The sequence below is a fragment of the Streptomyces sp. NPDC005281 genome, assembly GCF_040607495.1.
Lineage (GTDB): Bacteria > Actinomycetota > Actinomycetes > Streptomycetales > Streptomycetaceae > Streptomyces.
Window position 1 is genome coordinate 104,155 of record NZ_JBEXGX010000018.1, and the last position, 14,909, is coordinate 119,063.

A 14,909-nucleotide genomic window follows, 5' to 3' on the forward strand; every position below is an offset into this window, starting at 1 on the left:
ACCTTGCGGAACTGTCGAGACGTCGTGCAGAGTGGGGTCGTGGTCAGTCGAAGCGCGGAACCCAGGGACTCCCGCGAGTCCAGGAACGGAAGTCCCCAGCTGGACGCCGTCTCCCTCGCCATCATCGAGCAGCTCCAGCAGGACGGACGCCGCCCGTACGCCGCGATCGGCAAGGCCGTGGGCCTCTCCGAAGCCGCCGTACGCCAGCGCGTCCAGAAGCTGCTCGACCAGGGCGTCATGCAGATCGTCGCCGTCACGGACCCCCTCACCGTGGGGTTCCGCAGGCAGGCGATGGTGGGCATCAAGGTCGAGGGCGACCTCGACCCGGTGGCGGAAGCGCTGGCTGGCATGTCGGAAGTCGAGTACGTGGTGATGGCCGCGGGCTCGTTCGACATCCTCGCCGAGATCGTGTGCGAGGACGACGACCACCTGCTGGACGTCATCAACAAACGCATCCGGGCCATGCCCGCCGTGCGCTCCACCGAGAGCTTCGTCTATCTGAAGCTCAAGAAGCAGACCTACATGTGGGGAACCCGATAACCGTGAGCACCAAGGACCTCAGCAAGACCGCGTACGACCACCTGTGGATGCACTTCACCCGCATGTCCTCGTACGAGAACGCGCCCGTTCCCACCATCGTCAAGGGTGAGGGCACCTACATCTACGACGACAAGGGCAAGAAGTACCTCGACGGTCTCGCGGGCCTGTTCGTGGTCCAGGCCGGACACGGCCGCACCGAGCTGGCCGAGACGGCCTTCAAGCAGGCCCAGGAGCTGGCCTTCTTCCCGGTGTGGTCCTACGCCCACCCCAAGGCCATCGAGCTGGCCGAGCGCCTCGCGCACCACGCTCCGGGCGACCTGAACAAGGTGTTCTTCACGACGGGCGGCGGCGAGGCCGTCGAGACCGCGTGGAAGCTGGCCAAGCAGTACTTCAAGCTCCAGGGCAAGCCGACCAAGTACAAGGTCATCTCGCGTGCGGTCGCCTACCACGGCACCCCGCAGGGCGCCCTGTCCATCACCGGCCTGCCGGCCCTGAAGGCCCCCTTCGAGCCGCTGGTCCCGGGTGCCCACAAGGTCCCCAACACCAACATCTACCGCGCCCCGCTCTTCGGCGACGACCCCGAGGCCTACGGCCGCTGGGCCGCCGACCAGATCGAGCAGGAGATCCTCTTCGAGGGCCCGGAGACCGTCGCCGCGGTCTTCCTCGAGCCGGTGCAGAACGCCGGCGGCTGCTTCCCGCCGCCGCCCGGCTACTTCCAGCGCGTGCGCGAGATCTGCGACCAGTACGACGTGCTGCTGGTCTCGGACGAGGTCATCTGCGCCTTCGGCCGCCTCGGCACGATGTTCGGCTGCGACAAGTTCGGCTACGTGCCGGACATGATCACCTGCGCCAAGGGCATGACCTCGGGCTACTCCCCGATCGGCGCGTGCATCGTCTCCGACCGCATCGCCGAGCCGTTCTACAAGGGTGACAACACCTTCCTGCACGGCTACACCTTCGGCGGCCACCCGGTCTCCGCCGCCGTGGCGCTCACCAACCTCGACATCTTCGAGCGTGAGGGCCTGAACCAGCACGTGCTGGACAACGAGGCCAACTTCCTCAACACCCTCCAGAAGCTGCACGACCTGCCGATCGTCGGCGACGTCCGCGGCAACGGCTTCTTCTACGGCATCGAGCTGGTGAAGGACAAGGCCACCAAGGAGACCTTCACGGACGAGGAGTCGGAGCGCGTGCTCTACGGCTTCGTCTCCAAGAAGCTCTTCGAGTACGGCCTCTACTGCCGCGCCGACGACCGCGGTGACCCGGTCATCCAGCTGTCGCCGCCGCTGATCTCCGACCAGTCGACCTTCGACGAGATCGAGGGGATCGTCCGTCAGGTCCTGACGGAGGCGTGGACCAAGCTCTGATCCCGTGCCGTGAGCCCGGCCCCGCCGATTTCCCCCCGGCGGGCTCCGGTCTTCCGTCCGACTGATCAACACCGGCCCCGGTGGCGCCCGTTCGAGTGAGAATGGGCGGCCCGGGGCCGCGTGCTGTCCGCCCTCCCGGCCCCGACTCCTTAGCGTGCCCTGTGACCGATCGGCCCTGCCTTCGTTCCCCCGTCCGGGGGACCGAGCGACCTCGAAGAGATCGCCGGGCACGGCACATCAGCTCTGAACGAGGTGTACGCGATGGTGGCCCCGCCCGACAACGACGTGCTCTGGGCACGCGCCCTGCACGTCGAGCACAACGGCTCGCCCGCGCTCAGCGGTGTCTCGCTCGGCATCCGTGAGGGCGAGATCCTCGCCGTCGGCGGCCCGCGCGGCAGCGGCAAGACGACCCTCCTGCGGTGCCTGTCGGGCCAGCTGCTGCCGCAGCGCGGCGAGGTCTGGTTCAACAGCTCGCCCGTGCACACCATGGGTCCGCTCACCCGCGAGCGGCTGCGCCGGGACCGGTTCGGCTGGATCGACCCCGTCCCGATGCTGGTCCCCGAGCTGAACGCCTGGGAGAACACCGCCCTGCCGCTGATGCTGCGCGGCTGGACCCGCCGCGACGCCAAGACCGCCGCCCTGGAGTGGCTGAAGCGCCTGGACATCGGCGGCTGCGCCCGCAAGCGCCCGCACGCCCTGCTCCAGTCCGAGCGGCAGCGCGTGGCCGTCGCCCGCGCCCTCGCCCCGGCCCCCACCGTGCTGTTCGCCGACGAGCCGACAGCGCCGCTCCACCGCGCCGACCGGGCTCACGTGCTGCGCACCCTCACCTCTGCGGCCCGTTCGCACGGCATCACCGTCGTCCTCGCCACCCACGACCCGGACACCGCGGCCCTCGCCGACCGCACGGTGTCCCTGCTCGACGGACGGCGTGTGAACACCGTCCACCTGCCCCCGGTCACCGAGACGGAAGGCCGGGCCGCGTGCTCGCTCTCCGTCTAGCCCGCGGGGGCCACCCCCTCGTCCAGCTCCGCCGGCTCCTGGTCGCCACCGCCTCCGCGGGCACCGGGTTCCTGCTGCTGTGCACGCTGGGTTACGCGATGAGCCATCCGGACGCCTCGGCCGCCGGCGCGCTGCGCCTGGCCTGGTGCGTCGCTCCCCTCGCCGCCACGGTCTACTTCGCCGTCGCGGTGGCCCGCACCGACCCCGCCACCCGCCCCCGGCCCGGCCTGTCGGCCATCGGCCTCGGTCCTGGCCGGCTGATGGCGATCTCCGCCGTCACCACGGCCCTGTCCACGCTCCTCGGTTCGCTGCTCGCCCTGCTCCTCTTCCTGCATCTGCGCGGCGACCTGACCGGCGTCCCGTTCGGCGGCACGGCGGCGGACTTCCTCGCCTCCGGCCGGTCCCTGCCCCTGCCCGCCGCCCTGACGCTGCTCCTCCTGGTGCCGGCCGCGGCCTCCGGAGCGGCCGCCCTGGCCCTGCGCCCCCGGGGCAGCGGTCCTGCGCGCGCGGCGTGGTCGTACGGCCGCACCTGGATGTCGGCCCGGCAGAACGCGGTGGCGGGCGCTCAGCGCCCCGGTACCGACGGCGGCCGGCGGCCCCCGGGCGGCACACCCGGTGGGCCCGCGCCCGTCACCTCACCCGGCGGGCCCGCGGTCTCGGCGGCGACCGGCACGGCCGGGGGGCTCACCGTGACCGGCACGGGCGAAGGCCTCACCATGGCCGGCACGGGCGGAGGTCTCACCGTGACCGGCACGGGCGGAGGTCTCACCGTGACCGGCACGGGGGACGGGTTCCGGGACGCCTCGCCGGACGGCGCCGTCCTGCCGGCGCCCGACCCGACTGCCCCCGGCGCGAACGGCTCCGCGGGCCCCGACTTCCACTGGACCGCCGCGGCGTACGCCTCCGGGGAGGCCCTGGGGGCGGCCGCGGAGGACCGGCCGGCCACCGTCGCCGACGGCCTCCGCGCGGACCCCGCCGGCCACGATCGGCACGGGAAGCCCTCCTCGTACGAGCGCGTGGACGTGCCGTACCTGGACATGGAAGCGGCGTACGAGGGCGCGGTCGTGCCCGGGGCGCGCCCGGACCGGAGCCGGGCCGTCGAGAGCGGCTCCCGCCCGCTGCCTCCCGCGCAGGGCTACCCCAACGGGCTCCCCTGGGGTGCGGCCACGCTGGCCGCGGGGCTGGCCGTGGAGACGTACGCGAGCCGTTCGGGCCCCGCGCCCGCGCTCGCGCTGCCCGGCGGATTCGTCGGCGGTCCGGCCGGGGTCCTGCTCGGCTGGGTACTGACGGCGGTCGGCCTGGCCCTCGCCGGGCCCGCGATCACCTATCTGTGCGGCTGGCTGCTCCAGGCCGTACGGCCGGGCGCGCTGCGGCTGCTGGCCGGCCGGGTGCTCCAGGCGGAGGCGAAGCGCATCGGGCAGCCGCTCGGCGTGGTGTGCGCGGTGGCGTCGGGCGGGTTCGCCATGACGACGCTGTACACCGGCGCCCGGCCCGCTTTCGGTCCGCTGACCACCCTCGGCGCCCTGCTGGTGGCCGGGTGCACGCTCCTGACGCTGGCGACCGCCGCCGTCGAGGCCAGGCAGGTCCGCGCCGACACCACGGCGGCCCTGCTGCGGCTGGGGGCGCCCGCCACGATGCTGCGCGGTGCGGCGGCCCTGCGCGCCGGGGCGCTGTTCGTCGCGTTCGCCCCGCTGACCTGGGCGGTCGCCGAGCTGGCCGCGATCCCCCTGATCCGCTGACCGGTCCGCGGGCCGGTCAGCCGACGCGCCCGTGGACAGCTCCGCACGATCACTCGGAGAAAAGGTCCGTACCGGCGATGACTTCCGGGCGGGCCCCCGGTCTAACCCTGCGAACGGCACAACACCGACGGGAGAACCTCGCATGTACCAGCAGATGATCTTCGTGAACCTGCCCGTGTCCGACGTCGCCACCTCCAGGAAGTTCTTCACGGAGCTCGGCTACACGATCAACCCCCAGTTCTCCACCGACGACTGCGCCTGTGTGGTGATCAGCGACACGATCATCGCGATGCTGCTCGGCAAGGAGCGCTACGCGGACTTCACCAAGAAGGAGATCGCGGACGCGACGAAGACCAGCGAGGTGCTGCTGTGTCTGAGCGCCGAGAGCCGCGAGAAGGTCGACGAGCTGGTCGACGCCGCCATCGCGGCGGGCGGCTCGGGGACCGGCGAGGCGCAGGACCAGGGCTTCATGTACGGCCGCGCCTTCGACGACCCGGACGGCCACACGTGGGAGGTCATGTGGATGGACCCGGCGGCGGTCCAGGGCTGAGCCCCGCCGCGAGCAGACGTTCCGGGGCCGACGCGCGGTACAGGGGTCCGCGCGTCGGCCCCGGCACGTTCACCCGGGCCCGCTCCACCCCCGGCACCGCGCCGCCGAGGGCCTCCCCCGGAAGCCTCACCACCCGCCCCCGCGCCCGGCGCCCACGCCACCCGACACTGCCCCCGGACGCCGGGGCACGGAGCCGCTCGGAACAGGCGGGCACTGCCGAGCACCCCTGACCCCGGAAAAGGTCGCAATGCCGAGCACCACTGGCCTCGGGAACAGGTCGCAATGCCGGGCCACCCCGGACTCCGGGAAGGTCACAGCGCCGGTTGCCCTGGACTCCGGTGCCCCGGGACGGGTCACACAATGCCGGCCACCCCGGATCCCGGGAACAGGCGCAATGCAGGGCACCCCTGACCCTGGGACACCCAAGGCCGGGCCCCGGACCCCGGACGGGTAGCAATGCAGGGCACCCCGGAACCGGGACGGGTCGCAATGCCGGCCCACGGCACCCGCGGAACAGGTCACAGCGCCGGTTGACCCCGACTCGGGTGACCCTGGGCGGCAGCCCCTAGCATGGCCGGGTGCTGCCGACTCCCCTTCGCGTCTCCCACGACCGCGAGATCGAATCCCTCGCCGAGTTCGACCAGGTCGTCTCGGCGGGCGGCTCGCTCGCCGGATTCCGTGTCCAGGCCGTCGATCTGACGGACCGTACGCGGGACCTGCTCTCCGTGGAGACCACGGAAGCCGTGTTCCTCGGCTGCCCGATGGAGCCCGAGGCGGCCGCGCGGGTCCGGCTCTCGGGCGCCCTCGTCTTCCCGCCCGTACCTGGCCTCCCGCTCGACCCCTACCGAGGCCGTCTCTACTCCCCCGCCGAGCTCTTCGCCTCGCTCGGCACGGGGTACGACTCGACGCCCGACGCCCGCGCGTACGCCTGGTTCCAGCGGACCAGGGCCGACGGCGACATATTCGCGTCGACGGTGCGCGCGCTCCATGACGACTCCGTCTCGGACGCGCTCGACGAGCTCCTCGCCGGCGAACGGGTGGTCGGGGTGATGGGCGGACACTCCATGGCACGCGGCACGGAGGCCTACGCCGGGGCGGCGCGGCTCGGCCGCACCCTCGCGCGCTCCGGCCTCACGGTCGCCACAGGAGGCGGCCCCGGCGCCATGGAGGCGGCGAACCTCGGCGCGTACGCGGCCCCGTTCGACGACGGCATGCTCGACGAGGCGCTGCGCGTGCTGGCCGCCGTCCCGTCGTTCACCCCTTCCGTCACCGACTGGGCGCGCGCGGCTTTCGAGGTGCGCGAGCGCTGGCCCTCCGGCGGCCCCTCGGTCGGCGTCCCCACCTGGTTCTACGGCCACGAACCGCCGAACGCCTTCGCCGCGCACATCGCCAAGTACTTTGCCAACGCGACCCGCGAGGACGGGCTGCTGTCCCGCTCGAACGCGGGAGTCGTCTTCCTGCCGGGCGCCGCCGGGACCGTACAGGAGATCTTCGACAACGCGACCCCCAACTTCTACGGGTCCAGGGGCGAGCCGACCCCCATGGTCCTGGTGGACCGTGCGCACTGGACCGAGAGGTATCCCGCCTGGGAGCTGCTCAAGTCGCTGGCCCGGGAACGGGCGATGGAGTCACGGATCGCGCTCGTCGACGGAGTCGATGACGCTCCGGAAGCGCTCAAACACTTGGGACGCTAACAACTCGGCAAAGCCAACAGCGAGGCACCACCTACGCATTGACAGCACTTAGGTCGCGCTTATAGACCTGTGAGACTCCCGGGGGCGCTGTTGCTGGAAAAATTGCAGCAAATCCCCCCACACCCCCCGCAGTTGCGCAACCTGTGAAGGGCAATCGTGTCCATATCTCGACGCACCGCACGTACCGTGCGAATCCTCGGCGTTGCCTCCGCCTCTGCCGCGCTCGCGCTCGGCGTCGCCGGCAACGCACTCGCCTGCAACATCAAGGACTTCTCGGCGGCCGCCACTTGTGACGGCAACGGGAAGGGCATCATCACCGTGACCGACACGGACGCCTCCGGCAAGGAGGCCACCGTCACGGTCTTCCTGGAGCAGAACGGCTCCGACGCCCGGCAGGTCGGTTCCGACCAGAAGCTCGTCGGCACCAAGGACGGCGCCACCATCTCCTTCGCGGAGGACTGGGCCCCCGACGCCGTGTACCGGGTCCACGTCAACGTCCCGGGCGTCGCGAGCGTCACCGAGAAGGACCTGGCGCCGCTGACGACGAAGGGGCCGGCCTGCACCACCAAGTCGGAGTCCCCGTCGCCGTCGGCGAGCCCGGAGCCGTCGGAGTCCACCCCCTCGGACACTCCGTCGGACTCGGCGAGCCCGTCCGACTCCCAGAGCAGCGCCGCTCCGGCCACCCCGGGCGACAACCAGCCGTCCGCGGCCGCCGGTGAGTCCAACCTCGCCGAGACCGGTGCGAACTCCAACACCCCGATGATCGCCGGTATCGCCGGTGCCCTCGTCGTCGTCGGTGGCGGAGCGGTCTTCTTCGGCATGCGCCGCCGTGGCGCCTCGAAGGCGAGCTGACCCCGCGCCCTGAACGACCGTGTGGCCCGCCCCCGTCGAGGGGGCGGGCCACACGGCTGTCCGGACGCCGTGCTCAACCGGCCTGCCGCGCCGGGCTCTTCGCGGCGGATCGCGTCCCGGGAGACCCGAGGACGACGACCTCGGCGGCGTCGAACTCCACCCCGACCACGTCCCCGGGCTCCGGCGCGTCCCGCAGCGCGCACGCCGCCTCCAGCCGGGGCGCGCCCTCGGGCTGAAGCTGTACGGCGACGTGCGTACCCCGGAAGGTGCGGGCGGCGACCGTGCAGCGCAGCCCGTCCACCGCGGCCACGAGCCGTACACCGGCGGGCCGTACGAGGAGCGTGCCCTGCCCCTGCGCGGAACTCTCGGGCACCGGGACCTTGCCCCACGGGGTGTCGGCGGCCGTCGCGCCCACCGTCGCCTCGACCACGTTGTCGAAGCCGAGGAAACGGGCCACGAAGGCGTCCGCGGGATGCTGCCAGACGTCCAGGGGCGTACCGGACTGGGCGATGTGCCCGTCCCGCATCACCACGACCCGGTCGGCCAGCGCGAAGGCCTCGCCCTGGTCGTGTGTGACGGCGAGCACCGTCGTGCCCAGCTCGCCGAAGAGCTGGCGGAGTTCGACGACGAGCCGTTCGCGCAGCGAGCGGTCGAGCTGGCCGAGCGGTTCGTCGAGCATCAGCAGCCGGGGACGCGGCGCCAGGGCGCGGGCCAGCGCCACCCGCTGCTGCTCGCCGCCCGAGAGCGAGGCGACGGCCCGGTCCCGGGCTCCGGGCAGGCCGACGAGCTCCAGCAGCTCCCCGACCCGGGAGGCCTGTCCGCTCTTCGACGTGCCGTGCATGCGCAGCCCGAAGGCGACGTTGCCGCCGACGTCCCGCTGCGGGAAGAGCTGATGGTCCTGGAACATCAGGCCGACGCCCCGCTTGTGCGCGGGGACGGCCGCCTGATCCTGTCCGTCCAGCAGCACACGGCCCGAGTCCAGCGGCTGAAGGCCGGCCACGGTCCGCAGCAGGGTGGACTTGCCGCTGCCGCTCGGGCCGAGCACGCACACGATCTCGTGCTCGGCGACATCGAGGTCGACGGCGTCGAGCACGGGCCGCCCGCCGAAGCGTACGGTCGCGCCCTCAAGGCTCAGCAGCATCTAGAACTCCCCGGTCCGGTCGGTCCGTACCCGCTCCAACAGCAGCAGCGACACCGCGCAGACCACCATCAGGATCGTCGAAAGGGCCATCGCCTGGCCGTAGTTGAGGTCGCCCGCGCGACCGAGCAGCCGGGCCACGGCGACCGGCAGCGTCGGGTTGTCGGGCCGTGCGATGAAGACGGTCGCCCCGAACTCGCCGAGGGACACGGCGAAGGCGAAGCCTGCCGCGACGAGCAGCGCCCGCCGCACCATCGGCAGATCGACCTCGCGCCACACCCTCCAGGGCGACGCCCCGAGGACGGCCGCCGCCTCCCGCAGCCGCCCGTCCACCGCCCGCAGCACCGGCAGCATCGTCCGTACGACGAAGGGGACGCCCACCAGAGCCTGCGCCAGCGGCACCAGGATCCAGCTCGCGCGCAGGTCGAGGGGCGGCTCGTCCAGGGCGATCAGGAACCCGAAGCCGACGGTGACAGCGGAGACGCCGAGCGGGAGCATCAGCAGCGCGTCGAAGCCCCGCATCAGCCGGCCGGCGCGCCGGGTCAGGGCGGCCGCCGCCAGACCGCCGATCAGCACGGCGATGGCGGTGGCGGCGAGCGCGTACTCCAGCGAGTTGCCGACCGCCTCGATCGGGGCGACGAGGAAGACACCGCCGCTGTCGTCGGCCAGCGCCCGGTAGTAGCCGAATCCCGGGGCCCCGAAGGAGCGCTGGACGAGGACGGCGAGCGGCAGCACGAGGAACACCGCGATGCTCACGAGCACGCCCGCGAGGAACGCCCACTGCCAGGCACCGCGCGGCCGGCGCGCTGTCGTCCCCGGGGCCACCAGACGCAGGGCGGTCTCCCGTCGGCGTACGGTCGCCGCGTGGACGGCGAGGATCGCGCCGACCGCCACGAACTGGACGATCGTCAGCACCGCCGCCGTCGTGAGGTCGAAGATCTCGGAGGTCTGCCGGTAGATCTCGACCTCCAGGGTCGAGAAGGTGGGGCCGCCGAGGATCTGCACCACACCGAACGAGGTGAAGGTGAAGAGGAAGACCATGAGGGTGGCCGCGGCCACGGCCGGCCCGAGCGCCGGGAGGGTCACCCGGCGCCACGCGGCGAGGCGCGAGGCGCCGAGCATGCGCGCGGCCTCCTCCTGGCGCGGGTCGAGCTGCGACCAGAGGCCGCCGACGGTTCGTACGACGACCGCGTAGTTGAAGAAGACGTGCGCGAGCAGGATCGCCCACACCGTGGTGTCCAGGCGTACGCCCCACAGCTCGTCGAGCAGCCCTCCCCGGCCGACCAGGGCGAGGAAGGCGGTGCCGACGACCACGGTCGGCAGCACGAAGGGCACCGTCACCACGGCCCGCAGCACCTCTTTGCCCCGGAACTCGAAGCGCGCGAACACATACGCGCCGGGGAGCGCGATCAGCAGCGTGAGCGCCGTCGAGGCGAGCGCCTGCCAGGTGGTGAACCACAGCACGTGGCGGATGTCGGACCGGGTCGCGATGTCCCAGATCCGGCCGAGCTGCCAGCCCCCGTCGCCGTGGAGGCCGCGCGAGACGATCGCGGCGACGGGGTAGGCGAAGAACACCGCGAAGAACGCGACGGGCAGGACCATCAGCCCGAACCGCACCGCGCTCTCCCTGCGGGCCGTTCGCGCAACCGCACCGGGCCCCTCGGGACCACTGGAACCGTTGGGACCACCGGGACCGCCGGTGCGATGGGCCCGGCGGACCCGCTCGGCCGCGCCGGCTCCCCGGGCCGCCTCGGCGCCGCCGGCCGCCTCGGCCCCTTCAGCACCTCCAGGCCCTTCGGCCCCTTCGGTTACTTCAGTACGAGAGAGGTCCACGACTTGACCCACTGGTCTCGGTCGGCGGCGATCTTCGCGGGCGACAGGGTCTCGGGATCCTTGGCCTGCGGACCGAACCGCGCGAACTCCGTCGGCACCTGCGCGCCCTCACGGACCGGATAGACGAACATGTTGAGCGGCATGTCCTCCTGGAACTCCTTGGTGAGCAGGAAGTCGAGGAGCGCCTTGCCTCCCTCGGCGTTCTTGGCGTGGCTGAGCAGACCCGCGTACTCCACCTGCCGGAAGCAGGTGCCGGCCGCGACCCCGGTCGGGGCGGTGGCGGGTTTGGGGTCGGCGTAGATGACCTCGGCGGGAGGCGAGGAGGCGTACGAGACGACCAGCGGCCGGTCCGCCTTGGCCTTCTTGCCGCCGGCGGACCCGGAGAACTCGTCGTTGTACGCCTGCTCCCAGCCGTCCACGACCTTCACTCCGTTGGCCTTGAGCTTCGTCCAGTAGCCCTGCCAGCTCTTGTCGCCGTAGTGCGCGGCGGACCCGAGCAGGAAGCCGAGGCCGGGCGAGGAGGTGGCGGCGTTCTCGGTGACGAGGAGGTTCTTGTACGCGGGCTTGACCAGGTCGTCGAAGGACTGCGGCGGCGCCAGCTTGTGCTTACTGAAGTACGCCTTGTCGTAGTTGACGCAGATGTCGCCGGTGTCGATGGGGGTGACCCGGTGCTTGGCCTGGTCGACGCGGTATGCGGGCAGGACCTGGTCCGCACCCTTGGCCACGTACGGCTGGAACAGCCCGTTGTCGAGCGCGCGGGAGAGCAGGGTGTTGTCGACGCCGAAGAAGACGTCGCCCTGCGGGTTGTCCTTGGTCAGGATGGCCTTGTTCACGGCCTGCCCGGCGTCGCCGTCCTTGAGGACCCGGACCTTGTACCCGGACTGCTTCTCGAAGTCCTTGAGCACGTTCTTCGACACGAGCCACGAGTCGTGGCTCACGAGCGTGATCGTCTTCGAGTCACCCGAACCGGCGCTGCCGGACGAGCCGCACGCGGACAGCGCGGGCAGCGCGACGAGCCCGAGGCCGACGGCCAGGGTCGCGAACCGCTTACCGCTGGTGATGGTGGTGCTCACTGATTCCTCCTGGGTGACCAGGAAGAGACGCGGCCCTGCCCGGGACCTCTGACGGTTCCCGGGCAGGGCGCAACAGCTTGAGTTACGACCGAACTTCCTACCCAGAATGACCTGGGCAAGGTTCAGAGGGTCTGCGGGCTGTCCCGCACTCTCAGCGCTGTGGCGCTCCCCTGTCGGAATATGAAGATGTCGGACTATGAGACGGACTGACTTGGCTCAGACTACCGCTCGGTCGCGGCGAGCTGACCACACGCTCCGTCGATCTCCTGGCCCCGGGTGTCCCGGACGGTCACCGGGACGCCATGGGCCGCGATGGCCTCGACGAACGCCTTCTCGTCCTCGGGCCGCGAGGCGGTCCACTTCGAGCCCGGGGTCGGGTTCAGCGGGATGAGGTTGACGTGTACGGGCTTGCCCTTGAGCATCCGCCCGAGCCGGTCAGCACGCCACGCCTGGTCGTTGATGTCCCGGATCAGCGCGTACTCGATGGACAGGCGCCGCCCGGACTTGGCCGCGTACTCGAAACCGGCGTCCAGCACCTCGCGCACCTTCCACCGCGTGTTCACGGGGACGAGGGTGTCGCGCAGCTCGTCGTCCGGAGCGTGCAGGGAGATCGCGAGCCGGCACTTGAAGCCCTCGTCGGAGAACCGGTTGATGGCCGGGACCAGCCCGACCGTCGACACGGTGATACCGCGCTGCGAGAGCCCGAGGCCGTCCGGCTCGGGGTCGGTCAGGGCCCGGATCGCCCCGACCACACGCTTGTAGTTGGCGAGCGGCTCACCCATCCCCATGAAGACGATGTTGCTGAGCCGCGCGGGACCGCCGGGGATCTCGCCGTCGCGAAGCGCCCGCATGCCGTCGACGATCTGGTGCACGATCTCGCCGGTCGACAGGTTCCGGTCGAGACCGGCCTGTCCGGTGGCGCAGAACGGGCAGTTCATCCCGCAGCCCGCCTGCGAGCTGATGCACATGGTCACCCGGTCCGGGTAGCGCATCAGCACGGACTCGACGAGCGTGCCGTCGAAGAGCCGCCACAGGGTCTTGCGGGTGGTTTCCTGGTCGGTCGAAAGGTGCCGCACGACGGTCATCAGCTCGGGAAGCAGTGCTTCCTGGAGCTTGCCGCGCGAGGCGGCCGGGATGTCCGTCCACTCGGCGGGGTCGTGCGCGTACCGGGCGAAGTAGTGCTGCGACAGCTGCTTGGCACGAAACGGCTTCTCGCCGATCGCGGCAACCGCCTCTTTGCGCTCGGCGGGCGTGAGATCGGCAAGGTGCCGCGGCGGCTTCTGGGCTCCGCGCGGCGCGACAAAGGTGAGTTCTCCGGGCTTAGGCATGGCTGTACCAGTGTCGCAGATCAACTCAGGCGGCCCGGGCCGGAGCGGTCGCCAGTGGATACCGACGGTCAGCGTTGGTCGACCCCGGACGGCCGAGGGACGGCCCAGCACGGCTCTCGGCCGGAACCTCGCGCCAGCGCCAGTGCCGGTGCCAGGGCCGGTCCCGGTGCCAGGGCCGGTCCCGGTGCCGGTGGCAGCACCGGTGCGGGCGCGATCGCCTTCGTCTCCTCCTGATGGTCCCGGTCCCGGGGTGAGCGGTCGTGAGGGTCCCGGGGTGACCGTCGAAGCGTGTCCGTCTGGGTTACCGTGCGATCCATGTCTTCCGGATTGGACACGCCCCGAGGTGCGGCTGAGCTGGCCGAATCGCTGTTGCGCCCGCTCGGGAACCGCTGGTTGCACACGCAGGCCGTGGCCGCACGAGCAACCGAGGCCACAGCGGCAGTGTCCAGGGATGACCGGGAGCTGCTCGTCGCGGCCGCCTGGCTGCATGACATCGGCTACGCGCCGGAACTTCGAGACACAGGGTTCCACCCTCTCGACGGCGCACGCCACTTGGAAAGGCTGGCTGCTCCTCCGCGCCTCGTGCGGTTGGTCGCCCACCACTCCGGCGCGGTCCATGAGGCCGAACAGCGTGAGCTGACTGCTGAACTCGCGGTGTACGACCGGGAGGACTCGGCAGTCCTGGACGCACTGATCTTCGCCGACATGACCACCGGGCCTGCCGGGCAGTCCTTCGAGTTCGCTCGGCGCATCGACGAGATCTTGGAACGGTACGAGCCGGGCAGCGAGGTTCACACCGCGATCAGCAGGGCACGGCCGTATCTGAGTGCCGCTGTCGAGCGGACGCAACGACGTATCAGCACCTTCATGGCACTTCCGCCGAGCCGGCGAGCGGTCATTGACGGCAGTGGTTGGTGGCCGCCGACGCTCTTCGCCGCGGAACACCAGGACGTGGAGCTGATGGCTCGACTGCTTGACGCCGGAGCCGACCCGAACGACGGTGACGGCGCGACGCCTCTGACCCACGCGATCGACAGTGAAGGAGACGGGGCACTCCAGAGCGGCAAGCCGCTGACCGTTGCCACAACGGCGGTGCTCCTGGCTTACGGCGCGGATCCTGGACTGCCGGACGGGAGCGGAGAGACGCCTCTTCAGGTGGCGGAGCAGTACGACCATCTCCTCGCCATCCGACTGCTCCGCCGCCATCTCTCGGGCCACGTGGGCGGAAGCGGTCAAGCTGGTTGAGGCTCCTTCTGCTCCGCTACGGACATCGAGCGCCTCGGGCTTTCCCCGACTGTTCCTATGCCGCTTGCACGCCCGGCGCCCGGCCGTGCTCGAGGTAGACCCTGAACACCCTCGGCGTGGGCCTCTCTACGCGCCGGGCGGGCGGAAGGAGACCTGCCTGCGGGCGGCCTCGTCGATCTCGTCGAGAGTCAGGAGCGGCGTGGCCCGGGTGTGGAGCGCGCCGCTGGCCTTGACGCTGAGGCTGACGGCGGCCATGGACACCGCGTCGGGGAAGTCGAGGACGCACACGAAGTCGTCCTCCCCGAAGGAGAAGTACATGGCCTCGACGCTCCCGCCGAGGCCCGCGACGACATGTTCGACGGCGGCGCGGCGGCCGCTCGCGCCTTCCTTGAGCAGGCCCTTCGCCCCCTCGGGCGTGTAGCGGGCCTGGATGAGGTATTTCGGCATAGGGGGCTCCCTGCCCGTGGAGTGTCCGGTACACGGATGGCCTTCCCGCTGCCGCGCCGCCCGCCGACAGCCGCACGGCCGGATTCACTCGTACGACACCGGCG

At 71.4% G+C, this 14,909-nt stretch carries 13 protein-coding genes and 1 riboswitch; of the genes, 8 read left to right on the forward strand and 5 right to left on the reverse strand.

Translation table 11 applies throughout. From position 1 onward, the window contains the following. Positions 1-39: 39 nt before the first annotated feature. The 7 genes from ABZV42_RS24830 (at position 40) to ABZV42_RS24860 (ending at position 7,741) form a co-directional block, all read left to right on the forward strand. Positions 40-540, forward strand: a complete 501-nt coding sequence (locus ABZV42_RS24830) for an Lrp/AsnC family transcriptional regulator (RefSeq protein WP_355986302.1) — start codon at positions 40-42, stop codon at positions 538-540. Then, positions 525-1,907: an aspartate aminotransferase family protein gene (locus ABZV42_RS24835; RefSeq protein ID WP_355986300.1), complete on the forward strand. Its 1,383-nt coding sequence runs from the start codon at positions 525-527 to the stop codon at positions 1,905-1,907. Before ABZV42_RS24830 ends, ABZV42_RS24835 begins: the two co-directional genes overlap by 16 nt. Before the next feature lie 261 nt (positions 1,908-2,168). Beyond that, a complete protein-coding gene (locus ABZV42_RS24840; RefSeq protein ID WP_355986298.1) occupies positions 2,169-2,906 on the forward strand; it encodes an ATP-binding cassette domain-containing protein in 738 nt (245 codons plus the stop codon). After that, positions 2,888-4,645 (forward strand): hypothetical protein, encoded by a 1,758-nt coding sequence (locus ABZV42_RS24845; protein ID WP_356053612.1) that lies wholly within the window; start codon positions 2,888-2,890, stop codon positions 4,643-4,645. The genes ABZV42_RS24840 and ABZV42_RS24845 overlap by 19 nt, the downstream gene beginning before the upstream one ends. 142 nt (positions 4,646-4,787) lie before the next feature. Continuing rightward, positions 4,788-5,195, forward strand: a complete 408-nt coding sequence (locus ABZV42_RS24850) for a VOC family protein (RefSeq protein ID WP_355986294.1) — start codon at positions 4,788-4,790, stop codon at positions 5,193-5,195. 578 nt (positions 5,196-5,773) lie between these two features. Beyond that, on the forward strand, positions 5,774-6,889 hold the full coding sequence (locus ABZV42_RS24855; RefSeq protein ID WP_356053614.1) for a Rossmann fold nucleotide-binding protein: 1,116 nt from the start codon (positions 5,774-5,776) through the stop codon (positions 6,887-6,889). A 186-nt stretch (positions 6,890-7,075) separates the two neighbouring features. Then, on the forward strand, positions 7,076-7,741 hold the full coding sequence (locus tag ABZV42_RS24860) for an LAETG motif-containing sortase-dependent surface protein (RefSeq protein WP_355986290.1): 666 nt from the start codon (positions 7,076-7,078) through the stop codon (positions 7,739-7,741). Positions 7,742-7,814: 73 nt separating this feature from the next. Here ABZV42_RS24860 and ABZV42_RS24865 read toward each other — a convergent pair whose 3' ends face one another. From ABZV42_RS24865 to rlmN, 4 genes are all read right to left on the reverse strand, one after another. Next, positions 7,815-8,882 carry an ABC transporter ATP-binding protein gene (locus ABZV42_RS24865; RefSeq protein ID WP_355986288.1) on the reverse strand — a complete coding sequence of 356 codons (1,068 nt, stop codon included), beginning with the start codon at positions 8,880-8,882 and terminating at the stop codon, positions 7,815-7,817. Next, positions 8,883-10,481, reverse strand: coding sequence for an iron ABC transporter permease (locus tag ABZV42_RS24870; RefSeq protein ID WP_355986384.1), 1,599 nt, complete (start codon positions 10,479-10,481; stop codon positions 8,883-8,885). It abuts the gene before it with no gap. A 206-nt stretch (positions 10,482-10,687) separates the two neighbouring features. Further along, positions 10,688-11,785 (reverse strand): thiamine ABC transporter substrate-binding protein, encoded by a 1,098-nt coding sequence (locus ABZV42_RS24875; protein ID WP_355986286.1) that lies wholly within the window; start codon positions 11,783-11,785, stop codon positions 10,688-10,690. 76 nt (positions 11,786-11,861) lie between these two features. After that, a riboswitch (TPP riboswitch) is annotated at positions 11,862-11,967 on the reverse strand. A gap of 39 nt (positions 11,968-12,006) precedes the next feature. After that, on the reverse strand, positions 12,007-13,113 hold the full coding sequence (gene rlmN / locus ABZV42_RS24880) for a 23S rRNA (adenine(2503)-C(2))-methyltransferase RlmN (RefSeq protein WP_355986285.1): 1,107 nt from the start codon (positions 13,111-13,113) through the stop codon (positions 12,007-12,009). Between the two features lie 315 nt (positions 13,114-13,428). Here rlmN and ABZV42_RS24885 point away from each other — a divergent pair, with 315 nt between their 5' ends. Then, a complete protein-coding gene (locus ABZV42_RS24885) occupies positions 13,429-14,358 on the forward strand; it encodes an HDIG domain-containing metalloprotein (protein ID WP_355986247.1) in 930 nt (309 codons plus the stop codon). A 126-nt stretch (positions 14,359-14,484) separates the two neighbouring features. Here ABZV42_RS24885 and ABZV42_RS24890 read toward each other — a convergent pair whose 3' ends face one another. After that, on the reverse strand, positions 14,485-14,805 hold the full coding sequence (locus ABZV42_RS24890; RefSeq protein ID WP_355986245.1) for a GYD domain-containing protein: 321 nt from the start codon (positions 14,803-14,805) through the stop codon (positions 14,485-14,487). Between the last annotated feature and the right edge of the window lie 104 nt (positions 14,806-14,909).